31 protein-coding genes are annotated in these 22,588 nt (G+C 68.9%); 29 read left to right on the plus strand and 2 right to left on the minus strand.

What is annotated here, in order from left to right; all coding sequences use genetic code 11:
* Positions 1-248 precede the first annotated feature (248 nt).
* From AC5WAM_RS28220 to AC5WAM_RS28355, 28 genes are all read left to right on the plus strand, one after another.
* Positions 249-569, plus strand: a complete 321-nt coding sequence (locus AC5WAM_RS28220) for a hypothetical protein (protein ID WP_495519234.1) — start codon at positions 249-251, stop codon at positions 567-569.
* Positions 570-687: 118 nt separating this feature from the next.
* Positions 688-1,452: a peptidoglycan-binding protein gene (locus AC5WAM_RS28225; protein WP_495519235.1), complete on the plus strand. Its 765-nt coding sequence runs from the start codon at positions 688-690 to the stop codon at positions 1,450-1,452.
* Positions 1,453-1,479: 27 nt separating this feature from the next.
* Positions 1,480-1,728, plus strand: a complete 249-nt coding sequence (locus tag AC5WAM_RS28230) for a hypothetical protein (RefSeq protein ID WP_495519236.1) — start codon at positions 1,480-1,482, stop codon at positions 1,726-1,728.
* Between the two features lie 81 nt (positions 1,729-1,809).
* The gene (locus AC5WAM_RS28235; RefSeq protein WP_495519237.1) at positions 1,810-2,109 is read left to right on the plus strand and encodes a hypothetical protein; all 300 of its coding nucleotides are present in this window, start codon (positions 1,810-1,812) and stop codon (positions 2,107-2,109) included.
* A gap of 193 nt (positions 2,110-2,302) precedes the next feature.
* The gene (locus tag AC5WAM_RS28240; protein ID WP_495519238.1) at positions 2,303-2,851 is read left to right on the plus strand and encodes a hypothetical protein; all 549 of its coding nucleotides are present in this window, start codon (positions 2,303-2,305) and stop codon (positions 2,849-2,851) included.
* Between the two features lie 216 nt (positions 2,852-3,067).
* Positions 3,068-3,400: a hypothetical protein gene (locus AC5WAM_RS28245; RefSeq protein ID WP_495519239.1), complete on the plus strand. Its 333-nt coding sequence runs from the start codon at positions 3,068-3,070 to the stop codon at positions 3,398-3,400.
* 23 nt (positions 3,401-3,423) lie between these two features.
* Positions 3,424-4,515: an AAA family ATPase gene (locus AC5WAM_RS28250; RefSeq protein WP_495519240.1), complete on the plus strand. Its 1,092-nt coding sequence runs from the start codon at positions 3,424-3,426 to the stop codon at positions 4,513-4,515.
* A gap of 31 nt (positions 4,516-4,546) precedes the next feature.
* Entirely contained in the window at positions 4,547-5,677 is a 1,131-nt protein-coding gene (locus AC5WAM_RS28255; protein ID WP_495519241.1) for a PD-(D/E)XK nuclease family protein, read from the plus strand.
* An 85-nt stretch (positions 5,678-5,762) separates the two neighbouring features.
* Entirely contained in the window at positions 5,763-6,785 is a 1,023-nt protein-coding gene (locus AC5WAM_RS28260) for a helix-turn-helix domain-containing protein (RefSeq protein WP_495519242.1), read from the plus strand.
* 92 nt (positions 6,786-6,877) lie between these two features.
* On the plus strand, positions 6,878-7,324 hold the full coding sequence (locus AC5WAM_RS28265) for a hypothetical protein (protein WP_495519243.1): 447 nt from the start codon (positions 6,878-6,880) through the stop codon (positions 7,322-7,324).
* A 72-nt stretch (positions 7,325-7,396) separates the two neighbouring features.
* Positions 7,397-8,050, plus strand: a complete 654-nt coding sequence (locus AC5WAM_RS28270; RefSeq protein WP_495519244.1) for a hypothetical protein — start codon at positions 7,397-7,399, stop codon at positions 8,048-8,050.
* A complete protein-coding gene (locus tag AC5WAM_RS28275) occupies positions 8,047-8,259 on the plus strand; it encodes a hypothetical protein (RefSeq protein WP_495519245.1) in 213 nt (70 codons plus the stop codon). Before AC5WAM_RS28270 ends, AC5WAM_RS28275 begins: the two co-directional genes overlap by 4 nt.
* Positions 8,256-8,405, plus strand: a complete 150-nt coding sequence (locus tag AC5WAM_RS28280) for a hypothetical protein (RefSeq protein WP_172387155.1) — start codon at positions 8,256-8,258, stop codon at positions 8,403-8,405. Before AC5WAM_RS28275 ends, AC5WAM_RS28280 begins: the two co-directional genes overlap by 4 nt.
* Positions 8,406-8,469: 64 nt before the next feature.
* Positions 8,470-8,952 carry a hypothetical protein gene (locus tag AC5WAM_RS28285; protein WP_495519246.1) on the plus strand — a complete coding sequence of 161 codons (483 nt, stop codon included), beginning with the start codon at positions 8,470-8,472 and terminating at the stop codon, positions 8,950-8,952.
* 71 nt (positions 8,953-9,023) lie between these two features.
* On the plus strand, positions 9,024-10,523 hold the full coding sequence (locus AC5WAM_RS28290) for a DNA cytosine methyltransferase (protein WP_495519247.1): 1,500 nt from the start codon (positions 9,024-9,026) through the stop codon (positions 10,521-10,523).
* Positions 10,520-10,963, plus strand: coding sequence for a hypothetical protein (locus tag AC5WAM_RS28295; protein ID WP_495519248.1), 444 nt, complete (start codon positions 10,520-10,522; stop codon positions 10,961-10,963). Before AC5WAM_RS28290 ends, AC5WAM_RS28295 begins: the two co-directional genes overlap by 4 nt.
* A 14-nt stretch (positions 10,964-10,977) precedes the next feature.
* Positions 10,978-11,343, plus strand: coding sequence for a hypothetical protein (locus tag AC5WAM_RS28300; protein ID WP_495519249.1), 366 nt, complete (start codon positions 10,978-10,980; stop codon positions 11,341-11,343).
* A complete protein-coding gene (locus AC5WAM_RS28305; RefSeq protein ID WP_495519250.1) occupies positions 11,340-11,777 on the plus strand; it encodes a hypothetical protein in 438 nt (145 codons plus the stop codon). The genes AC5WAM_RS28300 and AC5WAM_RS28305 overlap by 4 nt, the downstream gene beginning before the upstream one ends.
* A 119-nt stretch (positions 11,778-11,896) precedes the next feature.
* Entirely contained in the window at positions 11,897-12,112 is a 216-nt protein-coding gene (locus AC5WAM_RS28310) for a hypothetical protein (protein WP_216678358.1), read from the plus strand.
* Positions 12,113-12,114: 2 nt separating this feature from the next.
* On the plus strand, positions 12,115-12,576 hold the full coding sequence (locus AC5WAM_RS28315) for a hypothetical protein (protein WP_495519251.1): 462 nt from the start codon (positions 12,115-12,117) through the stop codon (positions 12,574-12,576).
* 109 nt (positions 12,577-12,685) lie between these two features.
* Positions 12,686-12,994 carry a hypothetical protein gene (locus AC5WAM_RS28320; RefSeq protein WP_495519252.1) on the plus strand — a complete coding sequence of 103 codons (309 nt, stop codon included), beginning with the start codon at positions 12,686-12,688 and terminating at the stop codon, positions 12,992-12,994.
* A gap of 73 nt (positions 12,995-13,067) precedes the next feature.
* Positions 13,068-13,502, plus strand: coding sequence for a hypothetical protein (locus tag AC5WAM_RS28325; RefSeq protein ID WP_495519253.1), 435 nt, complete (start codon positions 13,068-13,070; stop codon positions 13,500-13,502).
* Between the two features lie 95 nt (positions 13,503-13,597).
* Positions 13,598-13,945 carry a hypothetical protein gene (locus AC5WAM_RS28330; RefSeq protein ID WP_495519254.1) on the plus strand — a complete coding sequence of 116 codons (348 nt, stop codon included), beginning with the start codon at positions 13,598-13,600 and terminating at the stop codon, positions 13,943-13,945.
* Positions 13,946-14,015: 70 nt separating this feature from the next.
* Positions 14,016-14,297 carry a hypothetical protein gene (locus tag AC5WAM_RS28335; RefSeq protein WP_172387144.1) on the plus strand — a complete coding sequence of 94 codons (282 nt, stop codon included), beginning with the start codon at positions 14,016-14,018 and terminating at the stop codon, positions 14,295-14,297.
* A gap of 17 nt (positions 14,298-14,314) precedes the next feature.
* On the plus strand, positions 14,315-14,893 hold the full coding sequence (locus AC5WAM_RS28340; RefSeq protein ID WP_495519255.1) for a hypothetical protein: 579 nt from the start codon (positions 14,315-14,317) through the stop codon (positions 14,891-14,893).
* Between the two features lie 77 nt (positions 14,894-14,970).
* A complete protein-coding gene (locus tag AC5WAM_RS28345; protein WP_495519256.1) occupies positions 14,971-16,023 on the plus strand; it encodes an N-6 DNA methylase in 1,053 nt (350 codons plus the stop codon).
* Between the two features lie 131 nt (positions 16,024-16,154).
* Positions 16,155-16,343, plus strand: a complete 189-nt coding sequence (locus AC5WAM_RS28350; RefSeq protein WP_309248825.1) for a DUF4314 domain-containing protein — start codon at positions 16,155-16,157, stop codon at positions 16,341-16,343.
* Positions 16,344-16,414: 71 nt separating this feature from the next.
* Positions 16,415-17,155 (plus strand): hypothetical protein, encoded by a 741-nt coding sequence (locus tag AC5WAM_RS28355; RefSeq protein WP_495519257.1) that lies wholly within the window; start codon positions 16,415-16,417, stop codon positions 17,153-17,155.
* 332 nt (positions 17,156-17,487) lie between these two features.
* Here AC5WAM_RS28355 and AC5WAM_RS28360 read toward each other — a convergent pair whose 3' ends face one another.
* Both AC5WAM_RS28360 and AC5WAM_RS28365 read right to left on the minus strand, forming a co-directional pair.
* On the minus strand, positions 17,488-18,066 hold the full coding sequence (locus AC5WAM_RS28360) for a hypothetical protein (RefSeq protein ID WP_495519258.1): 579 nt from the start codon (positions 18,064-18,066) through the stop codon (positions 17,488-17,490).
* Between the two features lie 562 nt (positions 18,067-18,628).
* Positions 18,629-22,051 carry a hypothetical protein gene (locus AC5WAM_RS28365; RefSeq protein ID WP_495519259.1) on the minus strand — a complete coding sequence of 1,141 codons (3,423 nt, stop codon included), beginning with the start codon at positions 22,049-22,051 and terminating at the stop codon, positions 18,629-18,631.
* A gap of 173 nt (positions 22,052-22,224) precedes the next feature.
* On the opposite strand from AC5WAM_RS28365, the gene AC5WAM_RS28370 reads away from it, so the two are divergent.
* On the plus strand, positions 22,225-22,404 hold the full coding sequence (locus AC5WAM_RS28370; RefSeq protein WP_495519260.1) for a hypothetical protein: 180 nt from the start codon (positions 22,225-22,227) through the stop codon (positions 22,402-22,404).
* Positions 22,405-22,588: the final 184 nt, after the last annotated feature.

The raw sequence follows: 22,588 nt of genomic DNA on the forward strand, positions 1-22,588 counted from the left end.
GATCCTGGTCTTAGCGGCGGGGCTAACAGCACTCAGTGTTGGCCTGGCGGCTGGTCTGCTGTCACGGCTGGACGGAAGCTCACTTCCCGCCTGCGTGAAGTGCGGAGCTGCTGCTTTCAGTGTGTCCTTGACTCTTCTGCTCCTTGTGCTCACCAGTGTTGGGATCCTGGCCTGAGACTCGGCAGATCTCGATGCTCGGGCGAGAGCTTAGACTGAGCCGAGGCGCGGGGCTGCGATGGAGGATCCACGTGACCGCGCCAAACCAGGACCCCACCCCTTGGGAACTGCTGCGTGCCATGCAGCAGATGCGCGATGACCTGCGTGCCGACTTCGCTGAACTTGGGGCTCGGCTCGCAGAGATGGTCACAAAGATCCAGTACGACGCGGACCGCCGTACCGACGAGATTCGGATCAAGAACCTCGAAGACGGCGTCGCGGACCTGGAACGTGCCTGGGAGGCGGAGCGCGAGGCCGCCCGCGGTGCTCGCCGCCTGGCGCTCACCGCCCTCGCCGCCCCGATCGTCGTCGGCGTCGTCGTCGCGATCCTCGTGAGCGTGCTCGAACTGTAAGTCCACACCGCGGCGCGGGGGAGAAGCAGGACGCGCCATGCCGGAGCTCTGGCTCCCCGGCGCCGAGCGGCACCCGCTCGGCGACACCGCACCGACCGATACCCAGTACGCGCCCCGCGTGATCTGGCACATCACCTGGGACAAGAACGGCACCCCCTCCAAGCCGCTGGAGCGCGTGCCGTTCGACAACCTCGTCCGGTACTTCACCGGCGCGGGCAAAAGTGCCGCGCCGCATCTGCTGTGGGACCCCTTCACAGGACGCACCGCACAGTTTTACCCCGCCATCAGTCGCTCGAAGTCCGTGGTCGACACGGCCGGCGGCACACGCACCAACCGAACCGGGCGCGTGTGCCTCCAGGTGGAGACCCTGTTCTTCCCCTACTGCCGCGTGGGCGGCAAGACCTACCGGACCGTCCAGGAAACCCCGGCCAAGGGACTCGACAAGATCTTGACGTGGGCCCGCAGTTGGGGCGTTCCTGACGTGTGGCCCATGGGCACGCCGACCTGGAGCGCGAACCGAAGTGAAGGCACCTGGCGGCGTCAGGGTGGTCACTACGCGCACGCCCATGTGCCGGAGAACCGCCACACCGACCCCGGTCCCATGCCGAAGTGGCCCACGAAGGGGCCACAGCCGAAGCCCGGGACGCCCCCGTTCCCTGGCCGGGGCTCCTTCGGCCCCGGCAAGGCGAACGCCTCGGTCCTTCTTCTGGGCCAGCAGCTTGTCCGTCGGGGCTTCGGCAAGCACTACAGCGTCGGTCCGTCACGGGAATGGGGCGAGGCGGACCGGCTGAACGTCGCCGACTTCCAGCGGGCACAGGGCTGGAGCGGTGCTGATGCCGACGGCTACCCCGGCCCAGAGACATGGCGACGGCTGTTCGCCTGACTGCCCTGCTTCAAGGAGTGGAACCTGATGAACCTCTACACGTCCCTGCTCAGGACCGGTGTGCCGGCTGCGGTCGGCTGGCTCGTGGCTGTCGCTCTGAGGCACGGCCTGGAACTCGACGCGACCGCCGTCACCGGGGTCCTGACACCGATCGTCACTTTCGTCTACTACGGCATCTTCCGTCTCGCGGAAGAACATCTTTCGCCCAGGTTCGGCTGGCTGCTTGGGTACGCGCGGCCTCCCAAGTACGAGAAGGGCGAGCAGGCCATGGCGTAGAGGGAGCCGCTAAGCGGACTCCGGGTGTTCCGCGCCTGTCCTATCGTGGGCTCCAAGGTTGGACGAACGGAGGGGCGGGACATGCAAGTTGATCAGCAGCACATGACTCTCGATGAGGTGCGCAAGCTGCTGGCGGAGCTCGATGACCAGCCGCAGGAGCAGCTGCTGGCCCGGCTGCTGACTGAGCGCAACGCGCGTGTCGGAGGGCTTCTCCACACGAGCGTTCGCGAGGCTACCGCGAGCTGCCCGGCGGAACTGTCCGCAGCCGAGCCCGGCAAGCGGAGGGTGCTACCGCTCGATTCTCAGACCGCCGCTGAAATGGCGACGATGATCGCTGACCGCGCAGAGGGACCGCTCTTCGGTGGGACGGTACGTCACTGACTTAAGAGCGACAGGAAGAAGGCCCCCGCCTCACGGCGGGGGCCTTCGACCTCTTGGAGAAACCCACCCTACCAACGATGGGGGAGGGGGAGCCCCGCCTCGCGCCTGGTTACAATCTATATGCAAACAGGTCGGTATCGAGGGAGGCGCAGGGGTGGCGGACCAGGAGAGGCCAGTGGTGAGGAAGCCCTACTTGGCTGGGGGGGCCGAGTTCGCGGCCCTCTACGGTGTGAAGCGGCTCCAGGTCAGCCAGTGGATCAGCCGTGACGGCACCCTCGACTACCGGTACGCGAAGATCATCAGCGGTTCCCCCTACTGGCTTCTCGACTTCGCCCGCCGGTTTGGTGAGACGACCCCGCGCCCGCGGCAGCTCAACGCTACGGAGCTCGCGCGCCTGGAGGCGGAGCAGTCGCCGGGGCGCTGGGTCCGAGAGGTCAGTGAGCTTCCCCCGCTCGTCGGCCAGGCCGAGCTGGTGGAGCTGTTCCGCCTGCCGTCCAGCGCACTGCTGCGGAACGCCGTGAAGTCGGGCCGGTTCCGGCCTGCCGACTACACGCTTTCAGGATCGCCGATCTGGCTTCTGGAGCCCATCGTCGACGATGTGCCAGCTCTCCAGGCGGGGGCGCGAGCGGTGGACTGGACCATGGACGAGAAGGTCCTTGAGGTCCTGCGGGAGGGAACCTACGACGGCCCCGGCTCGAAGATCATTCCGCGCGGTCGCGCGGCGAGCCGCGCGACCGAGTAATCGCAGGTCAGGGCCATGCATTCTTGATCTTTACCCTCTATGCATATAGAATAAAACTACCCCGAACGGGGTGTGTCCGCCCATGTGGAGGGGTGTCGTGCTGCGCTGCAGGGGTCCGCCAGAGGTTGGTTCGACGAGGCCGTCGATCGACATTCCGCCTCATCAAAGATAGATTCCAACACTCCACGGAGTGCGTACTATCTCTGAGGGGGAGCCGTGATTGACCAGCCTCCGTTGTTCAGCACGATTCAGTCCGTTCGCCATCCCGCCGACGTCGGGATCCAGCAGAGGTTCGAGGCCTTCCATGCGCTGAACCCCTGGGTGCTCAGGGCGCTGGCCCGGCTGACGGGCGACTGCGCCGACAAGGGCTTCAGCCGCATCAGCATCGGGATGCTCTTCGAGCTCCTGCGCTACCAGTACGGCGCGGCGACCCGCGGCGACGAGTTCGCCCTGAACAACAACTTCCGCTCCAGGTACGTCCGCTTGCTGCTGGCCGAACACCCGGAGTGGGCACCGCTTTTCGAGGTCCGCGCCCTGCGCGCGGACTGACCACGACCTCTTGGAGCCAGATCGTGAACGCACCAGCGGGCGCCGCAGTACAGCCCGCAATCAAGATCAAGTCACGCAAGCCGACCGGCATCGTCCCGTGGCCTCTCCTGCTCATCGAGGGCGAGGAAGGCGCGGGCAAGACGTACGCGGCCGCCGAGTTCTCCCGCAGTGAGCGCATCGGGCAGATGTACTGGATCGACCTCGACGAGGGATCGGCCGACGAGTACGCCGCCATCGAGGGCGCCAACTACCTGATCATCGTGCACGACGGCACGTACCGAGACATCCTCGAACAGGTGGAGGCGGTGCACGCCGAGGCGCGTCGTGTCGCTGCCGCCCAGGAGCCTCCGGTCGTGCTGGTCATCGACTCGGGATCGGCGCTGTGGCGCATGCTCACCAACTGGACCTACGAGCGCGGCCGCCGGACGCGGAAGAACCGTGCCCTGCTCGCGCAGGACCCGGATGCCGCCTACGACATCGGACGAAACCTCTGGAACGACGCCTTGGAGCGGTGGAACCGGGTCATCTACCTGCTCCGCACTCTGCCCGGCATCGCCATCGTGCTCGCACGCGGCAAGCAAGTCAGCGCGACGGACGACAACGGCCAGCCGATCCAAGGCCGCGCCGAGTGGAAGGTGGCAGCCCAGAAGGACTTGGGCTTCGACTCCACGTGCTGGGTCCGGATGAAGCGCGACTCCGAGCCCCAGCTCATCAAGGCCCGCTCCTTGCGGATACGCGTGGAGCAAGGAAGGCCGCTGGCTCTGCGCGACTTCAGCATCGAGGACCTCGTCTTCGACAAGCTCGGCTGCTCCGTGGACTCCCAGCCGCGCATCATGCCCGCGCTCGCCGGTGACCTGGTGCAGCCCTGGCTCACCCGCATCGCTGGCCTGGACGACAAGGCAGCCCTCGGTGCCCTGTGGCGCTCGGTCCCTGACCCGGTCAACCGCCTCAGCCGCGATGAGATCGCCACCGTCCGGGCCGCCGCAGAGCAGAGGGCCGCCGAACTGGACAACCCCCGCCCGGAGATGGGCGACGGGGCCCTGAGTGACGCCGACAAGCTCCGAGCGGCAGCCAAACGCAAGGCCGCAGAGCAGGACGCCGACGCCGAGCAGTGACCAGCCCGCCCTCATCTCTTGGAGAACTCCCATGTCTGTAGTCACCGTCGCTGACGGCGGCGCCCCCTCCATCTGGAGCGCGGCACATGACGTCGACGCCCGCCGCCCCCGGTCACGGCAGACCCAGCTCGGAGCGTCCGACACCGTGTGCGGTCGGCGCGCGGCGTACATCCTGCACGGCGTCACGCCGACCGATCACCCCGACAAGCGGGCCGCGATCCTCGGCACCTTCATCCACCAGGGCCTCCTGGAATCAGCGCGTACCGAGTACGGGTGGCTGGTGGAGCGCAGTGTCCAGGACGCCCTGATCCGGGGCCACGTCGACGTCGTCCAGCTCGACAAGGCGACCGCTGCCGGTCTTCCCGCCCGCCACAGACCGGCCGTGCCCGCCGATGTGCTCACCGTGGAGGACGTGAAGACCAAGTCCACGTACATGTGGGACCGCGTCCGCCGCTATGGAGCCACCGTCGCCGAGCTGCGTCAAGTCCACCTGTACGCGGGGGCGTTGAGCGAGGTCGGTTTCGAGGACGTACCGGGCCAGCGGTACCTGTCGCGCCTGGGCCCTCTCGACATCCAGCGGCTGCGCTTCCGGTTCATCAACCGCGACAGCGGCGAAGAGTACATCCAGGAGATCGACTTCGACCCGCAGCGCGCGGCGGAGGCCCAGTGGTGGGTGGAGCGCGTACGGGAGATCAGCGACCCCGAGGAGATGCCCCGCGATTTCAACGGACCGGGCCTGGATGCCATCTGCGACTACTGCCCCTTTCGCTCAAAGTGCTGGCCCGGCACAGCGCCCGGAGTGCCTGAACAGGCCGCGCTCATCCGCAACGAGGCAGATCGTGAGCAGGCCCTCGCCGACTACGTGAAGGGACACGAACTGGCCAGTGAGGGCGAGCGGATCAAGAAGTTCGCCCGGAAGAAGCTCGACCAGTCCCCGGCAGGGATCTACGGCGCCAACAAGCTCTCGTGGCGCGGTGGCAACGACGAGGAGCGGGACGACGTGGAGGCGATGGTCGATCTCCACGAGGTCGCCGACATCCCCGTGCCGATGAAGCCGGACGCCGACCGCATGGTGAAGAACCTGAAGGCGGCAGGTCTGCCCATTCCGCGACGGAAGACCGGCAGGAAGACACCCGCGGTCATCAGCGTCACGCCGGCCTGACCTCGGTTCTTGCTCCAGCCCCGCCCGGCATGACCGGGCGGGGCACCCCGTTCTGCCGCCATGCCCGCACCGCCCAAGGGGACTCGTGTCCATCCAACTGATGATCGCGGCCGCGTACTTGCCGCCCGACGTGCTCAGCCAGAGCCAAAAGCTTGCCCTCATGAAGATCGCCGACAGCGCCGACGATGAGACGCGTCTTGCGCGGCCCGGCCTGACTCGCCTCGCCGCGTGGGTCGGTGTGACGGACAAGCGCGCCATCACCATCGTCACGGAACTGATCGCCAAGGGGCTCGTCGAACGCGTCGAGACCGGAAAGGCGGGGCGCGCTGCGGTGTACCGGGTCTTCCCGCTCGGCGTGCCGCCCACCCCCACTACCGCAGAGCTGAAGTCGGCCGCGGAGGCGCGCAAGGCGGCCCCGAAGAATCCCCGCAAGGCCCGCCCTGGTGTGAAGCGATCATCACCGGCCAAGCCCGCCATGACCTACCAGGATGTCGAAGCCAGGCAAGCGGCCCGCGCGCACACCATCGAGGAGCCGCAGGCCCATGCAGGGTTCCACGCGGAGAACCCTGGGAGCGGGCGAGGGTTCCACGAGAGGAACCCGGACGAAGAAGGGTTCCACGGGGGGAACCCGGGGGCCGAGAGCGGCAGGGTTCCACCAGGGGAACCCGAGAGGTTCCACGGGGGGAACCCACTGGGTTCCTCGGGTGGAACCCCTTCCTTTCCTGGTCCTTCCTCTGCTCTTCCTGTCCCCCCTCCCCCCACGGCTGGCGCCGTGAGGGAGTCCGCTCCCGTGGGCACGAGCTCCGGAGTCACCGGTACCGAGGAGTCGACGGCGGGGTGTGAGCGGCATCGCGGGCGGCCCGCAGCCTCGTGCCGTGGGTGCGGCACGAATCCACGCGCCGGACGTCAGAGGCAGCAGGAGGCGCTGAAGGCAGTGGAGCGGGAGCAGGCCTCTCGCTTCTGGGACGAGTGGCACCAGGGCGCGAGCAGCCGCCGTCAGCAGGCCGGGGAGCGTGCGGAGGCAGCGGAGGCGGCGCGCCGCGAGGCGAGGCAGGCCCTGCTCCAGGCCAAGGGCCGCAGGCGCAAAGAAACTTTGCCCCCTGAGTGATCTTTCGTCCTGGAATCTGGACATTCCCCGATATGCATATAGAATAGAATCAGAAAGAGAGGGAGGGGCCCTCTCTTTACCGAAAGGACGACATGACCTACCTGCCTACGCTCCGGCGCGACCGCAAGGGTGCGCTCGTGCTCGATGGCGGCGCCGCCGCCCGCGAGCAGATCGGCCTCCTCGCCGACCTGTACCGCGAAGACCCCGAGGGTGTCGGCGACCTGCTCATCGACATCGGTGACCTCAAGGAGCAGGTTGAGCGCGAACGCTGCCTCAACGGGCTCGGCCAGGCCGAGCTCATGCGCGACACAATCGTCCAGGAACTCCTTGACGACATCGGTGGCGCCGAGTTCCGCCTCGACCCCCGCGAGAACCATCATGCGCTCGCGCAGGCGCGCGGCCTCGCCTATCGGGCGCAGCTCATCGTCGACGTCGCCCGGCGTCGCGCCGACGAACTGGCGACGCTGACCGCCATCGCCCGGGGGGAGCGGGAGCGGGAGCGGTCCGCGCTGCCGCCGGGTCCTCGCCTGGTCGGCTGATCAGGCTTCCGACTGTTCCAAGATAGATCCCAACTCTGTACTGTTCGTGGCACACGACCTCTTGGAGAACCCGTGAGCAAGATCCTGATGGCCCCCCTGCCGGTGCACGGCCACACAAGCGACCCGCTGTGGCAGAAGCTGTGGACCGCCTACGAGCCGCTCATCACCTCCCTGCGCTGCATGCCGCTCCTCACCAACGTGGAGATCAGCGGCGGCATGTTCGGCATCACCGCCGAGCTCAACGACGGCTCGCATCTGTGGATCTCCTCGGTCGCAGACCTGCCCGTCGACCCGGCCGAAGCCCAGGGGTTCCAGGTCAAGCGCATGCACTTCGACAACCCGACCGTCGACGAGCTGATCTACGACTCCACGGAGGACGGGACACAGTCCGAGCACCGCAACAACATCGTCCCTCTCGTGAAGGCCGTCGCCGCCTTCGTCGCTGACCGCCATCTGGCGCCGAAGATCGCCGACGTGTACTCCGTCTACATCCAGGCAGCGACGGTCAAGCACGAACCCCTGAACCGGAAGCTCTGCGGACCCGCCGACGCCCGCCAGACGACGCTGGCCTGCTACGAGGGCTTCATCGACAGGCAACTGAGGGGCAAGGGCTGGCGCTGCATCCACAAGCAGGGCGGCACTGAATGGCCCGTGTCCGTGTGGGTGCTCGCAGGCGAGGTCGTCACCGTGTCCATCGTCCGCGACGGCCAGGCCATCTGCAGATGAGTGCCGCAGGCAAGCCAGAGGCGACGGCACAAGCGAGCAGCGGGCGCTGCTACTGCTTGGTCGCGCACGTGCAGAACAACAAGGACCGCACCGAAGTCCAGACCGCTCTGGACAACGCGCTCCGCACGAACGACGCCCACGCCGTCCTCGTCGCCTGCCTTCAGCTCCTGGCCCCCTGCCCAGCCCGCGGTGAGCAGGTGACGCGATGAACGCCGTGCACGCGCTGCTCGTGCTCGCCGTCGCCACCGCCTCCGGCCTGCTCGTGCTCGTCGTCGACGAACTGCGCTGGCAGGCCCGCAACCGGCGCCCGCGGTGTACGACCTGCGGCCAGCACCACCGCACCAACCGCTGCTGAACCCTGTCCGGCCCGGCCGCAAACAGCGCCGGGCCGGACAGTCCGACCTCTTGGAGAACACCTCATGGGATACGACATCTACATCCAGACCCCCGACGGCAAGGACGCCGAAGGCGACGAGAACTACTTCCGCTTCGCTTGGACGGCCATGCCGCGCACGCTCGACGCGATGAACAACTTCGGGATGCTCGTCGACCTGCCCACCCCCACGTTCCCGAAGCTGTCCGAGTACGCGCTGACGCGTGAGGACTTCCTGCCCGGGGCGGAGCCCGACACGACCACCACCGACCGCGTTGCCGCGTACCGGACCGCCTACCTAGCGGCCAAGGACGCCTCGGAGCCCGACCCGAAGGGCATCCCCGCCTACAAGCTCGAGTACAACGACGGCTTCCTGGTCACCGTCGCCGAGATCACCGCCGCACTGGCCAGCTACGAGGCCCAGGCGAACGCGGACATCGCCGAGATGCCCGTAGGCGACCTGACGTGGCCGTCCTGGATGGCCTTCCTGCGCCGTGCCAAGACGCTCGGCGGCCTGCGCACCTACTGACCCGTCCCTCGCTCGGCCCCGCCGACGCGGGGCCGAGCCTGCGCGCGAACTCTTGGAGAACGACCACCACCATGGCCACAGTCATCGACCTGCTGTGCGGCGCCGGCGGCAGCAGTACCGGCCTCGTCGAAGCTGGATACGAACTGATCCTCGGGATCAACCACTGGCAACTCGCGATCGACACGCATTCCGCCAACCACCCCAACGCCGAGCACGCGACCATCGACATCTCCGGCTTCCCGATGCGCTACCTGCCCAACGCCGACGTGCTCTGGGCATCAGTCATCTGCACGGAGATCAGCCCCGCGGGCGGACGACGCAGGGAAACCCATCAGCTTGACCTTCTCGACCTGCTCCAGGAGGAGCGCGACGAGTGGGAGACCCTGACCAAGGACGCCTTCGAACGAACCCGCGTCACCGGCTGGTGCGTCGTACGCGCCGCCGAAGCCAAGCGGTTCAAGGCCATCGTCGTGGAGAACGTCGTCGAGTTCGGCCTCGAATGGATCTTGTTCCCCAAGTGGCTCGAAGCAATGGAACTGCTCGGCTACCAGTACCAGATCGTGTGCGTCAGCAGCGCGCACGTCGGCGACGACACCAACGTGCGCGCCCCGCAGTGGCGCGACCGCATGTACGTCGTCTTCACCCTCAAGACCATGCGCAAGCCGGACCTGGAGCCCAGACCGCTCGCCCCCTGCGCCGACTGCGGCGAGGACGTGCCTGCCGTCCAGTCCTGGAACGTTGAGGGCGTCCGCATCGGGAAGTACCGGCGTGACTACCTCTACCGCTGCCCCAACACACGCTGCCGCCATGCCGTCGTCGAACCGTACGTGCGACCGGCCAGCGACATCATCAACTGGAACGACCTCGGCACGCGCATCGGTGACCGCAAGAAGCCGCTGGCGGACACCACGATGGACCGCATCCACGCGGGACTGCTGAAGTTCCCCTACCGGCCCAGCTCCATCACCCTCACCCACGGCAAGGACGGCGGAGACAGGGCATACGCCGTCGAGGACCGCCCGCTCCCCACACGTACAGCCAAGCAGGGCGACGCCCTCCTGGTGCCGACCGGCGGCTCCTGGAACACCGACGCCGCCCCGCTCGACGTGCCGCTGCGCACCCGCACCACCCGCGAGAGCGAAGCCCTCGTCACCGTGGACCCGTTCATCGTCGAGTTCCGCAACCACTCCACCGCCAGCCCCGCCAGCAACCCGCTGGCCAGCGTCACCGCCCAGGGCAACCACCACGGCCTGGTGACCCACAACGGCCGCGTGCCCGACCAGGCGAACACCACCCTCGTCGTCCCCTACCGCAAGGCCGCCGTCAAGACAGCCGCCGAGCCCGTCCACACCCTGTCCACACGCGACTCGGCCGCCCTCGTGCGCAGCGCCCCGCGGGTCGACGACTGCTACTTCCGGATGCTCAAGCCCCGCGAACAGCTCCTGGGACAGCGGTTCCCGGAGAGGTACGTCGTCTACGGCAACCAGGCCGAACAGACCATGCAGGCAGGCAACGCGGTCAGCGTCAACGTCGCCAGGTGGATCGGCAAGCGATTGGAACCCGTCCTGTGACCGGATTCCGCAGCGCCCTGCCCGGCACCCACGTCACCGGCCACGCCCCCTGCTGGGGCGACCCCGACTTCGCCGTGGCCGAGGACCGCTGGAACACGAGCGAGGACCTGGTCGCCATCTGCGAACCCGTCCTCTACGTCTGCGGACACTGCCCCTACCGGGCCCCCTGCATCCGACAAGTCATTCCCGCGAAGAGCGAGTTCACCGGCGTGTGCGGCGGCCGGATCTGGCTCAACGGGGAGGTCATCGAGGCCCTGCCGGAGGCGGACCACGGCGAACTGCCGCCGCCCGTGATCCGCAAGTCGTGCGGCACCGCAGCCGGAGTCCGCGCTCACCGGCGCGCCGTCGAGCAGCAGTGCCCCAGATGCCTGCGCTTCCGCGACATGCCAGACCAGCTCGAACTCCCCACCACCTTGACCAGCACGGAAGAGACCCCATGACACACCATCGCGCGATGCGTGAACTCCTTGGCCCTGTCGCGGCCGTGGCCCTCATCGCCCAGGCCAACCCCGACCTGTCCGCGCCAGGCATCGAGTTCGTCACCATCATCCACGACGGTGAGGACCGCGGCATCGGCGTACGACTGCACCTGCACCAGCCCGCCCGCGGCGTGTACGAGCGGTGGGCGCACTTGATCGGCAGCAACGACCCCGACTCGCACACCACGAGCCTGACCCGCTGCGGCACCGTGTGCCGCCGCACCTACGGCTCCTACGCGGACATCCCGGTTGAAGCCATGGCCTACACCACCCCCTCCGTCAGCCGCCGTGGACCTACGGACCAACGGCCCACCGAGCCGTCGAAGGGAGCAGGCCGGTGAACCAGGACGCCACAGCCGCGCGCGTGTGGGAAACCGTCGGCCTCTGGGCTGACGGCCGCCGCGGCGAGGCCATGAGGGAACTCGCCGACCTCACCGAAGCACAGACCCTCCCCGAGATGTACGGCGTCGCCTGCGGCCTCGCCGTCGTGGCCCAAGCCGCTCTCACCCAGATGCACGGACTCCAACCCGGCGCAGCCTTCTGGGGCGTACGAACCCCCCACGGAGCCAGCCCGGAGGATGTCCTGACGGCCGAGCAGCTGTTCACCGCGCGCTTCATCGCTGCCTTCCTCAACAGCGACACCGACACGACCATGGCCCTGTTCGTCTCCGCCTACACCTCCCCGGACCCGGCGCTGCTGCCGGCCTGCCTGGGCACCATGCTCGCCGCGACCGGGGAAGCGGTCGGCGAGCTCACACGAGGCGGCCGCCGTTGAATAGCACAGCGACCTACACAGGCGATGGGCTCCGGCACGACGTCGCTGACCCTCAGACCTGGACGGTACGGGTTTGCTCTGACCGATGCCGCACCTGCATCTTCCGGCCGGGCAACCCCATGGGCCTGGAGCCCGGACGCGTCGCGGGCATGCTCAAGGCGGCGCTCGCCGAGGAGGGGCACATCGTCTGCCACGCAACCCTCGGCACCGACACCCCGGCGATCTGCTCCGGCTTCGCCACGCACCCCCGCGGGCGCGAAGCGTCCCTGGCGATGCGGCTGGCCCGAGCCGGAGTGCTGACGGTCGTTCCCGTCCAGCCGGACCAGAAGGGGTGACCATGCCCCGGAGAGGCACGAGCAGTGGCCCTGGCTCCGAAGAGGTCCATGCCGAGGAGTGGTTCGAAGGCCTGCCCGGCCGAAGGTTCCGGGTGGCCCTGCCCCCGCGGTTGCTGCTGCTCAACGCGAACCAGCGGTTGAGTCCCTTCAGGCGCGCGGAACTCACCAAGGTGCTGCGCCGCGCGTCCTGGGCGGCCGCGCGCGGCATCCCACAGCTGGAGCGCGCGCACATCATCGGCGTGCTCCACCCGCAGAACCGGCAGCGGCGAGACCCGGCTAACTGGTACCCCAGCTTCAAGGCGTGCGTCGACGGGCTCGTGGACCAAGGGGTCTTGGAGGATGACGACCACACCCGGGTCGTCGGACCGGACATGCGCCTCGGACACGTGGTTGAAGGCGCGCGTCTCGTCCTCCACATCCGTGAGCTACCGCCGGTAGGTGCACGCCGCGACCTGCAGAAATAGCACCACCGGTGATCGAAAAATCTCACCGGAAATCTTACCCTCACCCTTAATGCATATAGAATAGAAGTAGAAGGAAGGGGGGAGCCCTTCCGCTACCCAGGGAGTGATCGTGACCGACCCCTTCAGCCTCGCGGGCATTCGTCAGCGCCTGAGTGCCGCACATATCAGCTCCGAACAGGCGGACCGGCTGGCCGACGTCATCGCGGCCTCGCTCCGGGAAACATGCGCCACCTCGTTCCCGGGCTCCGACTATGAGCTCTGGTGCCAGATGCTCCCCGAATCGCTCCTCGACCTCATCGTCGAGGTCCTCGCCTGGACCGACGACGGCCTGATCGCCGCTGACCACCTGCCTGCCGGGGCGGCCAGCCGCGTCCTTGAGGACCTCTGCATGAAAGGCCTCATCGTCCCGGCCTCCTGACACCGCCAGTCAAGCCTGGCGGCCGGGGGCGGTCGCTCCCGGCCGCCGGGGAACCCACACCAAGGAGGTGTGCATGTCTCTGCTGGACCCGTGCCCTCTTGCCGACCGCCAGGTCTGCCAGGCCACCCGCGGGCTCGCCCGCGCCATCCTGCGGCGCCTCGGTCATACCGCGGCCAGGGTCGAGCCGCGCATCAGGACGATCATCGTCACCAGGGCTGATGCGCCCTCGCGTCATGTGCTGTGGCGCCTGCACGGTGATGACGGGCGACTCCTGCTCCAGTTCGACCTTCTGCGGGCCCCCGGCGCCGCATGGGATGGCCTCGCGGCCGACGCGGCCTTCCTTGCCGCGCTGGCCGACCTCCGAGTTCACCCGCCCGGCTACTACTACGTGCACCCCATGCCCGACCCGCGTGACCTCGCGATACCGCTCCCCGTAAACCCGCGAGGCCTGCCCCCGCGCGCCGTGGGTCCGCTCACCGGACTGCCCCCTTCTGGCGAGGTTGCCTGACCGGCCCCGCCTGGCCGGGGGCGGCCCCCTATGACCGGAATGCACATAGAAAAGAATCCACTGGGGTGTCTGCCCCACACACACCTGGAGAACCCATGTCCCAGCAACCCGCGACCCCGCCGCTCGAAACGCCCGACCACCACTTCGGGGCCATGTGCCTGCTCCTCCTCACCCGCAACCCCGACAACGACCTCCTCCGCGACGCAGTCCGCCTCGCCGATCACGCCACGACCGCCGCATGGGCCCTGCGCCCAGACGACCTCGCGACGCTCACCGCCGAGCAGTACCGGCAACTCCTCAACTACACCGGCGCGCCCCAACTCCTCGACATGGCCCTGTACCTGCGCGGAGACAGGCGACGCATCCGCACGCTCATCGACCACATCACCCGCGCCATGACCGACCTCCTCGCCCACTACCCCTCACCGACCAAGCAGAGCTGACCCGGAGCCGGGGTCGGCCCTCGTCAAGTGCCCGCGGCCGACCCCCGCCAGTCCCAACCCAAGGAGAACCGTGCACACGCCAATACGGACGTGGTGGGTCATCTTCCACGAGCCGAGCCCCACTCAGATGGAGACCGTCGCCGTCGAGCCCCCGCCCAGCGACGCCGACGCCCACGACCAGCGGTGTGCCGAGCTGGAACAGGCCGGACACCGCGCCTACGTCATCAACGCGTCCGACGAGGACGCGGCCAGCGACATCGCCGCCCGCATCTGGGCGCAAGAGCTCGTCACCAACCCCCACCGCCGGGCCGCCGCCAACGCCCACCTCGACCGCACCCGACCCACCCGATAACCCTCCTGGAGACCCGCATGTACAACGCACTACAGGGCCTGCGCGCCCGCCTCATCGACCGCCTCGGCATACATCCTCACAGCGTCAACACCGCGCTGAAGACGACCGTCGACGAGTACCGTGCCAGAGCATCCCACCCCGCCATCGCGCGTAGCGGGCTCACCCCGGCCCAGTGCCTCAGCGCAGCCATCCGCACCCCGCACTTCCGTGCCTCCGCGTCCTGGCGCGCCCTGACCCTCGACGGCCGAGACATTGATGCCCGACTGCTCTGGGAGGCCTACCTGCAACGGCAAGCCTCCGCCGCCAAGCGCGCCCTCCGGGCCGTACCCCGTACCGCAGTCCTCGGCAACCCAGACGCCCTCAGGTGCATGGGCCGCCAGCTCGGCCTCGATGACGAGCAGACCGACCAACTCGTCCTCAACATCGCCGTCACCGTGCGCTCCGGATACCCCTACCGCCCGGCATCCCTGCGGCACCTCACCTTCCCCGAGCTCCTCGCTGAAATCCCTGCCGATCAACTCGCCGCAATGCTTCAGCTCGCTGCCAGGCAAGCCGAGAACGACGACGCCCAGGGCTACTCCCGGCGCGATCAGTAACACTCCCGTGCGGGCCGGACTGGCACCTCAAGACCGGCCCGCACAGGCCCAGATACCCCTCGCGACGGAAGATCTAGATGAGCCAACTCGACCTGTTCGCCACGGCCCCCGACGAGCCGCCGGCCCCGACCGCCCCCATCGCCCCGGCTCCCCGGATCCTCACCGACCTACCGCCAGCACCCGCCCCGACAACCCTGTTCACCCGCGCTCGCAGCACCCCTATCCCGGACAAGCCGAAGCTGCACCACTACCGGCCCATCAGCCGTGACCCGCACGAGACCGCCTTCGATATCGCCGAAGCCGTCAGCTATGCGTGGCACCACAACCAGGGCGGGGACGGCATCGAAGTCCCCCTGGGCGTCGTCGCCGCCCTCGCCTTGTGGCCACTACGGGGCCCGGACGCATACCTCGCCGCCGACTGGTGGCTCAGCCTGAACGACACGCAGCTCCTGAAGGCCTTCCGCGAGTGCTGGGCCCGCTGGTGGATCATCCGCCCCGACCTCATCGACAGGGCCACCCCCCTGCACAAGTGGGTCGACGACGAGGACCCGCACCCCAGGCGAGCCTGTGCCGTACGGGCGGTCGTTGAAGCCGCCCTCACCCGAGGCCTCCTGCACCTGACCAGCAGCGACAAAGCCGACGCCCGCTCCACCACCGACGTCATGGGCGCGCTGCTCACCATCATGCGCTCGCCCGGCGCTAGGGATTCGCTGGCCGAGGTCCACACGCCGCCCTGTCTCGCCGAACTGATGGCCCGCATGGTGCTCGACGACGTCGAACTCCGGCCCGGCGTGTCCTTCGACGAGCCCGCGGGGGGAACGGGCGGCATGTACCGAGCTGCCGCACAGGTCCTTCGCGACAGAGGCCTTGATCCGCACAACGTCGGCTGGTCCCTCACGGACATCGACCCGGTCGCCGCCGCCGGTGCCGCGGTCAACGCGATCATCTGGGATCTCGGCCCGCACGTGCTGATCGCGTGCGCCGACACCTTGGTCGAAGGTAACCCTCAGGCCAGGGCGGCGAAGGAGGCGCGCGAGTCTTGGGCGCGCCGTGATCGGCTTCAGTCGCAGGCCGCCTTCCTCGCGGCCCTCAAGCAGGCCGATGCGCTAGTGCAGGCCATAGCTGCCTGACCTGCGAGAACTCCAAAATTTAGGCACGGGTGATCTTGCCCCTCCCTTGAATGCATATAGAATAGAAGCATCAAGAGGGGGGCGGCCGGCCCCTCGCTACTGCCTCGGCATACGACACCACCGGAGTTCACGTGACCTACCAGCGAGGCGACCGCATCGCGCTCGTCCACACCACAGACCCGCACACCGACCTCACTGAAGGAGATAAGGGCACCGTCAAGCGATACGACGCCAACCTCGCCCAGCTCTACATCGCCTGGGACAGCGGCTCCAGCCTCTCGATGCTCCTCAACGACGGCGACGAAGTCCGCCCTGCATAGCGACACCGGGCCCGCCCCCGCGCGGGCGGGCCCAACGCACCACCAGCACCACACCTCTTGGAGAAACACGCATGCTCATCACCGACGCCGCCGTCCAGGACGCGGCGACCACACTTGCCCAACTGCTGGGCGGTGACTGGACGCTCAACCCCAACGCCCCCAACGACGGGGCAGCCCACCTCATCTGCAGCGACGGCCGAGCCATCAGCTTCCGCCCCGTCTTCGGCGGAGCAGCCGTCCAACTGTGGATCACCGGAAACGCCGCGCCCGTACCGCCAGACGCCACCACCCCAACCGAACGAGCCACCCACGAAGCCCACATAGCCGCCCGCCTCCCCGAAGGGCACCGCTACAACAAGGCGGCCACCCTCCTCAGCGAGGAAGACGAAGACCCCACCCACATCATCCTCCGCACCCTCGAAGACCACCTCCTCCCCGCCTTCGACTACAAGCCGGGCTACGTCGGCCACCGCCCATGGATCGACCTCTTCAACCACGCTCTCGTCGACGTGGTCGACGAGAGGGGCGCCCCATCCGCCGTCGGAGAGCTCGTGCCCGATCCTCAAGCCGACCCGGTGATAGAGGAAGGTGCACAACCTCAGGGCGACGGGAGTACGCAGGACCCGCTCGCCAGCGCCGCACGCCACGAGAGGCCAGAAGCCACGGCAGGTCATCAACGCGAGGCCGTCGCGCCTGCCTCAACTCCGGAGCCTGCAACTCCAGAGCAGCCAGGCAAACGAGAGTCGGCCGTTACGCAGCGACGTGACCGTAAGCGCCCGCCCAAGCGCCGTCCTAAGGCCAGCACTGTGTAGTGCGTGAGACCGAGGGGCGCGCCACAGGCGTGCCCCTCGGCGAACGCGAAGGCGGCGGTGCACCGCGCAGTGCTCCGACCTCGCGCTCAAGTCACGGGCCCTCCCCACCACCCTGGCCCTCCTCGTCGTCCTGGCCCTCATCTCGGCGACGACGCAGCCGCTCGACAACGCCGCTCCAAGCGGCGACAAGCTCCTCCACCTCACTAGCCAGACGGGTTCCCATCACGCACACGACGCTGATGAGACCGAAGACCGCGAGCACCCACAGAGTGGGACCGTCCACAGATCTACCTCTCGAAATACGGGCGAGAGCCGCCCATACGCAAGAGGCGTCAGGCGGCGATGGCGAACGAAGCAGCGCACTCTGGCGAACCAGGGGCCCGCGGGACGCGGCACGCGGAAAGGCCCAGTACTCCACACGGCGAAGTATCCCGACGCACATCACGAGCCACCGTGGCGGCGAGGGACACCGCAGCATGCAGCAAGCTCTCCGTCAGCCATGCCACTACTGCTGCATGGAACTTCGCCTGGTGCTGGTGGAAGGCGGCTTCGTCGATCTGCTCGGAGTGTCCGACGAGAGTCCACGCACCACGATGGGCGAGCGGCGACACGCAAGAGGCCAATCCCATTGCCTCCTCTGCTGAACCCGCGATTCGGCGCGCCAAGGCGACCACGTCAAGGTCAAACAGCCTCGCGCGGCGTTCCGCCTCCTTCTGCAGGCGCGCGTGGTGGAGGAGGGTGAGGAAAGTGTGGGTCTTCCCGGAGCCGACGTAGTGCAGGGCGATGCCTGAGCTGAGGCGAGGGTTGGAAAGGCGCACACTCCCGAGATGAACCTCATCGACGAGCATGAGTTCGACTGCTGCCATCTGCAGCGAAGCCGGGGTGTAGAAGCCGCCTGTCTCCGTCGACACGTGCGGCACTCTAGCGCCCTATGGATATGGCTGCGCAGCCTTGAAGCAGGGGCGACGAGAGGCATAGGCTGGGAAGCGACGTAGCCTGCAAGAAGACAGGCTTGAGGCCCCGCCCCGGGTACAGGGGCGGGGCCTCTGCGCGTTGGAAGGGGAATCCGCTGCGCGGAGGTTCACTGCCCGCGGCTCATCTGGAGCGATGCCTGCGGCCTTCCTGTGGGGGCGTCCCGCCGGGACGTGTTCGGGACACGTTCCGGACGCAAGGAGAGGAACAGGTCGACAAGGGCCGACGAGGTCAGGAACAGAACATGCCGTCTGACCTGGTGAAACGTAGAGATTCGGCGTTGATCGGCAAGAGCCGCCAAGATCCTCGAAGGACTCATAATCCGTCGGCCGTGGGTTCGAGTCCCACCCGCCCCACTGCGCGGCGCAGGTGCAGAAACGTGACACCTGGCCTGGCGGTAGGCGATCGCACGGTGGCCCCGGCGGACTCGGTCCGGTGGGGCCACCGTCGTATGTGGCCGTCTGACCGCCCCTGATGGACATTCCCGACCGGGAGCATCGCTCATGGCCCCTCTTGCCGCGCCTGTCGATGCTGGTCGAGGACGTCGGCGACCGCCGATACGGCCTCGGGCGCGGTCCGGGCGAGGACCGGCAGGGCCTCGTACCAGCCGCTGGTGCTGAGGACATCGCGGAGCACGTCCCTCACCGTGGTGTCGTCGCCCGCGTGGCCCGGCATCGCTTGGCGTGCGAGAACGCGCAGCAACGAGATTGCCCAGGCGTCGCCGGTCACGGTGGCCACGTCCAGGTGAGCTGGGACGCCCGCCAAGTGCGCGGCCACGGTGGTCAGAGCCGTGGCCCGCTCCACCGGATCCGTCAGGCGCGCCGCCGCGCGTAGCGCGCGGTCCGGGGCGCCGAGCACGGTGTGGAGCAGCGCGAGGCCCGTGCTGAGCAGCGGCTCCGTGGCGCCGCGTGCGCGTGCCTCGTCCTCCAGCGCGACGAGGTCGGCCTCCACTCGCTTTCCGGCCGCGATCCGGAGTACGGCGTGAGCGAGCCGCGTGCCGTAGCCGCTCATCAGGCCGGGGCGTTCGACGCCGGGAACGATGGCCTCCGGGGCGAGGCCCACCTCGACGGCGAGGGCCACGCGCCGGTCGTGACGTCGCGCCCGACCGGAGCGCCCGCGCGCGTCCGGCGCGGACCACCGCGCCGCTCGCTGGGCCTGACCGGCGTGGGCGAAGGCCTGCGCGACCAGTCCCCGTACGAGGGGCGCCGTCGAGTCCGTGACGTCCACGTTCCGTACAACGTCCTCCGCCTCTTCCGCGTACCGCAACGCCTGACCGGAACGTCCCGCGCCGGAGTGAGCCAGGGACGCCGACGTCAGGATCCGGACGGGAAGGGAGGGGCAGGGGTCCGAGGCTCGGGCCAGGAGCATGTGGGCCTCAGCGAGCCAGGAGGCGTCGTGGTGCGCGAGCGCCCCGGCGAGGAGCGGCAGCCAGGGAATTGGGTTCGCGCCGGCGGCTGTGCCTCCGGCCTGTCGCGTGGCCTGGGTCAGGGCGAGCCGCGCGCGGGGGCCGTCGCCGATGTCCGCCAGGTGCCGCATCCTCGCCGGCAACTCGTCCGGTTCGTCGGGCTCGTCGGCGAGCGTCATACGGGCCCTGGCCGTGGCCTCCGGGGGAGCGCTGTCCAGCAAGGCCCGTGCCCGGTCTGGCGTGCCGTCGACGTCGAGCAGGGCCCGGACCAGCCGGGCCAGCGTCTCGCGGACCCTGTCTCCCGCCGGGGCGTTCAGGAGTCCGTCCATCCTGTGGAGCGCGGCGTCTGCCAGGGCGCGGGCGTCGTCCGGTCGGGCCCTCGCGAGTACGGAGGCGGCCAGGGCGGGGCAGTCGACGGCGGCGAGCCCTGCCGACGTCACGTCCAGCCAGCGGCCGAACTCCGCCATCCTGTGGTGGACCGGGTCGGTCCGCCGGGGGTCGGCGGCGGCTACGGCGGCCCACATCTCCACCGCGACGGCGCTGCCTTCGTCCGCCTCGTAGGCCAAGTGGTCTGCCTCGTCGCACAGTTCGTCGAGGAGTCGGGTGGCGAAGGCGGGGTGGGAGTCGTGGAGCAGGGAGGCGGTGTCGGCCGCCGCCGCGAAGGCAAGGGGGTGGCAGACGTCGATCGTGTCGAGGAGTCGGATCGCCTCGTCCGGTTCCCCCGCCGAGGCGAGCACGACGGTGACCTGCGCCACGATTCCCTCCGTGTCGGGTTCCTCCGCCGGGGCCAGCAGGGCGTTCTGGTACCGGGCCCGTTCCGCCCAGTCGGCGGCTTCCCGGGCGATCTCCCCCGCGCCCGGGCGCCCCGTCTCCACGAGGGCCTGTGCCACCGTGATGAGCCGTATCGCCTTGGACGCGGGGTCCTGGGGGGACCGGGCGAGGGACCGGGCCCACGCGGTGTCCCCGGCCCGGGCCAAGGCCCGGAGGACGTCACGGGGCACAGCACGACGCTCCCGCTCCAGGAAGAACCGGGAGGCGGCCGCCGAGGCCAAGGCGTCCAGCCCGTGGCTCATGCACGTGACGTGGTCGAGTGAGGCCAGCGAGAGGTCGGTGCGCGCGTGGTCGGCCAGGCGCAGCAGGCGGCGGTGGTCGAGTGCGAAGGCGGTGAATCGGGTGGTGTCGCCGGTGCTGCGGAGGAGTTCCGGGTAGCCGTTGAGCAGGTAGAGGGGGGTTGTTGGCGGCCACCGTTCGGCGCGGTAGGCGTCGGCCCAGTGGTGCAGCCGTCGCGTCAGGTCGGTGACCGCGCGGCGGGGCAGGAGGTGCGTGGCCGTGTCGTACAGCGTGTCGTGCGCCAGGACGTACGTGTCCGGTTCCAGGTCCTCCGGTGCCAGTCCCCGCCCTGCCACGTTGCGCAGTAGGTACTCCAGGCGGAAGGGGGACGGCGCTGTGGCGCGTCCGCCCAGCTCCATCAGGTCGGCCAGGTCCTGGTGGCCGAGACCGCCGCGGGCCAGGGCGAGCAGGCCGATGACCTCCTCGCCCTCGGGCTCCCTGAGCAGCACCGTCAGGTCCCGGAGGGCGGCGTCGCGCAGCCCGTGCGCGACGGGGGAGGGCCGGAAGCCCGGGATGACCACGGCGCTCCGTAACGCGTGGTCCCCTTCCACGTCGGCCGGTACGGGCGGGTGCCAGCGGCTGCTGACGAGGACCCGCAGCCCTGGGGGCGGGTCCTTGGGCAGCAGAGAGGCGATGCTCTGCCGGTCGAGGCGCGCCTCGGCGTCCTCGTCGAGCCCGTCGACGACCAGAAGGAGTTCCCGGCCGTGCCGCAGACTTGTCCGTGCGCCCTGCTCGTACAGCGAGAACAAGGCGGCCTCGTCGAAACGGCTCGGCTTCTTGCTCCCGACGAGGAGGCTGAGCTGGGCCGTCATCTCGTCGAGGAAGTTCCGCGCGTTGTTCGCCGGGGTGGCGCGCCGTACGAAGTAGGCGATGAGGTCCACGTCGTGCGGCACGTGGCCGGTGACGAAGGCGGCGAGCAGCGCGGTCTTGCCGGACCAGGGCGGTGCGAGCAGCTGGGAGTACGCGGGTCCGCTCCGGCTCGACTCGGCGAGCGCGTCGAGATCCGCCTGCCGTCCGACGAGCTCGCGGGCCAGGTGCCCCGGCGCTGTGTGGACCGAGCGGAAGAGGGGGGCAGGGGCGGAGCGGGAGGTGTGTGACGGTCGTCCGCCTCTGTTTCTGCGGCTCTCCGCCATGGCGTCCCCGATCACCTGCTCCCAGAACCGGGACTGGCGAGGGGGCTTCCCGGTCCTCGCTTCCAAGTAGGTGATCAGGCGCCGGTACTTGTCCACGTTCGCGTCCATCGGCGCCGTCGCCCCCTCAACTTTCAGCCACTCGCTGAGCGTTGACGTGGAGATGCCCAGGTCGATCCTGATGCGGTTGTACGAGATCTCGTCGTGCGCCGCCTTGGCGTCCCCGTACAGCTTCCGCAGGAGGGCGGCGAGCTGATCCCTCGCGCTCCAGTCGTTCATCGGCCTCCTCGCCGGAAAGTCCCCGGACACCTATCGCGGAGCTTCTGAGCAGGGCAAACACCGCGTTCCCCGACGATCCGACCTCGCCGGAAACCCGCCGGACACGGGACAACTACCGCACTCGCCGCCCGGCAACCAGACCATGGGGCGGCACGTACGGGAGGAGCCCCCTCATGTCCGCACTGCCCGCCCTGCTGGCCGACGCCCCCACGCTGGCCGCCACCGTAGGCCTCACTTACACCACGACTCTGCTGACCGTCGCGCTCGTCTCGGTCGTCTCCCGCAACCCGGTCCGCCGCCGCGACGCCCGCGCCACCCTCGCCATCCTCGTGAGGCGTCGGCCGTCTCGTTGAATCAAAGGGCGGCGAGACGGGCGGGCAACTGAGAAGTTCCCCTTATAAGGGTTCGCTCGAACGCGAGACGGCGCATCCCTTCCCGTGCCAAACTGCCTCTCGCCAGAGGCCAGTTCACCTCCCGCCGCTCCGTGCCCTGAATGCCACTCGGCAGGGCGCGGAGCGCAGGAGGAGGGCAACCCAT

It is taken from the genome of Streptomyces sp. JLYT201, assembly GCF_059448825.1.

Excerpts from the sequence above, each read along its gene's own strand:
- AC5WAM_RS28230 (WP_495519236.1), top strand. The coding sequence starts at position 1,480 with ATGAACCTCTACACGTCCCTGCTCAGGACCGGTGTGCCGGCTGCGGTC.
- AC5WAM_RS28235 (WP_495519237.1), top strand. The coding sequence starts at position 1,810 with ATGCAAGTTGATCAGCAGCACATGACTCTCGATGAGGTGCGCAAGCTG.
- AC5WAM_RS28255 (WP_495519241.1), top strand. The coding sequence starts at position 4,547 with ATGTCTGTAGTCACCGTCGCTGACGGCGGCGCCCCCTCCATCTGGAGC.
- AC5WAM_RS28265 (WP_495519243.1), top strand. The coding sequence starts at position 6,878 with ATGACCTACCTGCCTACGCTCCGGCGCGACCGCAAGGGTGCGCTCGTG.
- AC5WAM_RS28275 (WP_495519245.1), top strand. The coding sequence starts at position 8,047 with ATGAGTGCCGCAGGCAAGCCAGAGGCGACGGCACAAGCGAGCAGCGGG.
- AC5WAM_RS28280 (WP_172387155.1), top strand. The coding sequence starts at position 8,256 with ATGAACGCCGTGCACGCGCTGCTCGTGCTCGCCGTCGCCACCGCCTCC.
- AC5WAM_RS28285 (WP_495519246.1), top strand. The coding sequence starts at position 8,470 with ATGGGATACGACATCTACATCCAGACCCCCGACGGCAAGGACGCCGAA.
- AC5WAM_RS28290 (WP_495519247.1), top strand. The coding sequence starts at position 9,024 with ATGGCCACAGTCATCGACCTGCTGTGCGGCGCCGGCGGCAGCAGTACC.
- AC5WAM_RS28300 (WP_495519249.1), top strand. The coding sequence starts at position 10,978 with ATGCGTGAACTCCTTGGCCCTGTCGCGGCCGTGGCCCTCATCGCCCAG.
- AC5WAM_RS28310 (WP_216678358.1), top strand. The coding sequence starts at position 11,897 with ATGGGCCTGGAGCCCGGACGCGTCGCGGGCATGCTCAAGGCGGCGCTC.
- AC5WAM_RS28315 (WP_495519251.1), top strand. The coding sequence starts at position 12,115 with ATGCCCCGGAGAGGCACGAGCAGTGGCCCTGGCTCCGAAGAGGTCCAT.
- AC5WAM_RS28325 (WP_495519253.1), top strand. The coding sequence starts at position 13,068 with ATGTCTCTGCTGGACCCGTGCCCTCTTGCCGACCGCCAGGTCTGCCAG.
- AC5WAM_RS28330 (WP_495519254.1), top strand. The coding sequence starts at position 13,598 with ATGTCCCAGCAACCCGCGACCCCGCCGCTCGAAACGCCCGACCACCAC.
- AC5WAM_RS28340 (WP_495519255.1), top strand. The coding sequence starts at position 14,315 with ATGTACAACGCACTACAGGGCCTGCGCGCCCGCCTCATCGACCGCCTC.
- AC5WAM_RS28345 (WP_495519256.1), top strand. The coding sequence starts at position 14,971 with ATGAGCCAACTCGACCTGTTCGCCACGGCCCCCGACGAGCCGCCGGCC.
- AC5WAM_RS28355 (WP_495519257.1), top strand. The coding sequence starts at position 16,415 with ATGCTCATCACCGACGCCGCCGTCCAGGACGCGGCGACCACACTTGCC.
- AC5WAM_RS28365 (WP_495519259.1), bottom strand. The coding sequence starts at position 22,051 with ATGAACGACTGGAGCGCGAGGGATCAGCTCGCCGCCCTCCTGCGGAAG.
- AC5WAM_RS28370 (WP_495519260.1), top strand. The coding sequence starts at position 22,225 with ATGTCCGCACTGCCCGCCCTGCTGGCCGACGCCCCCACGCTGGCCGCC.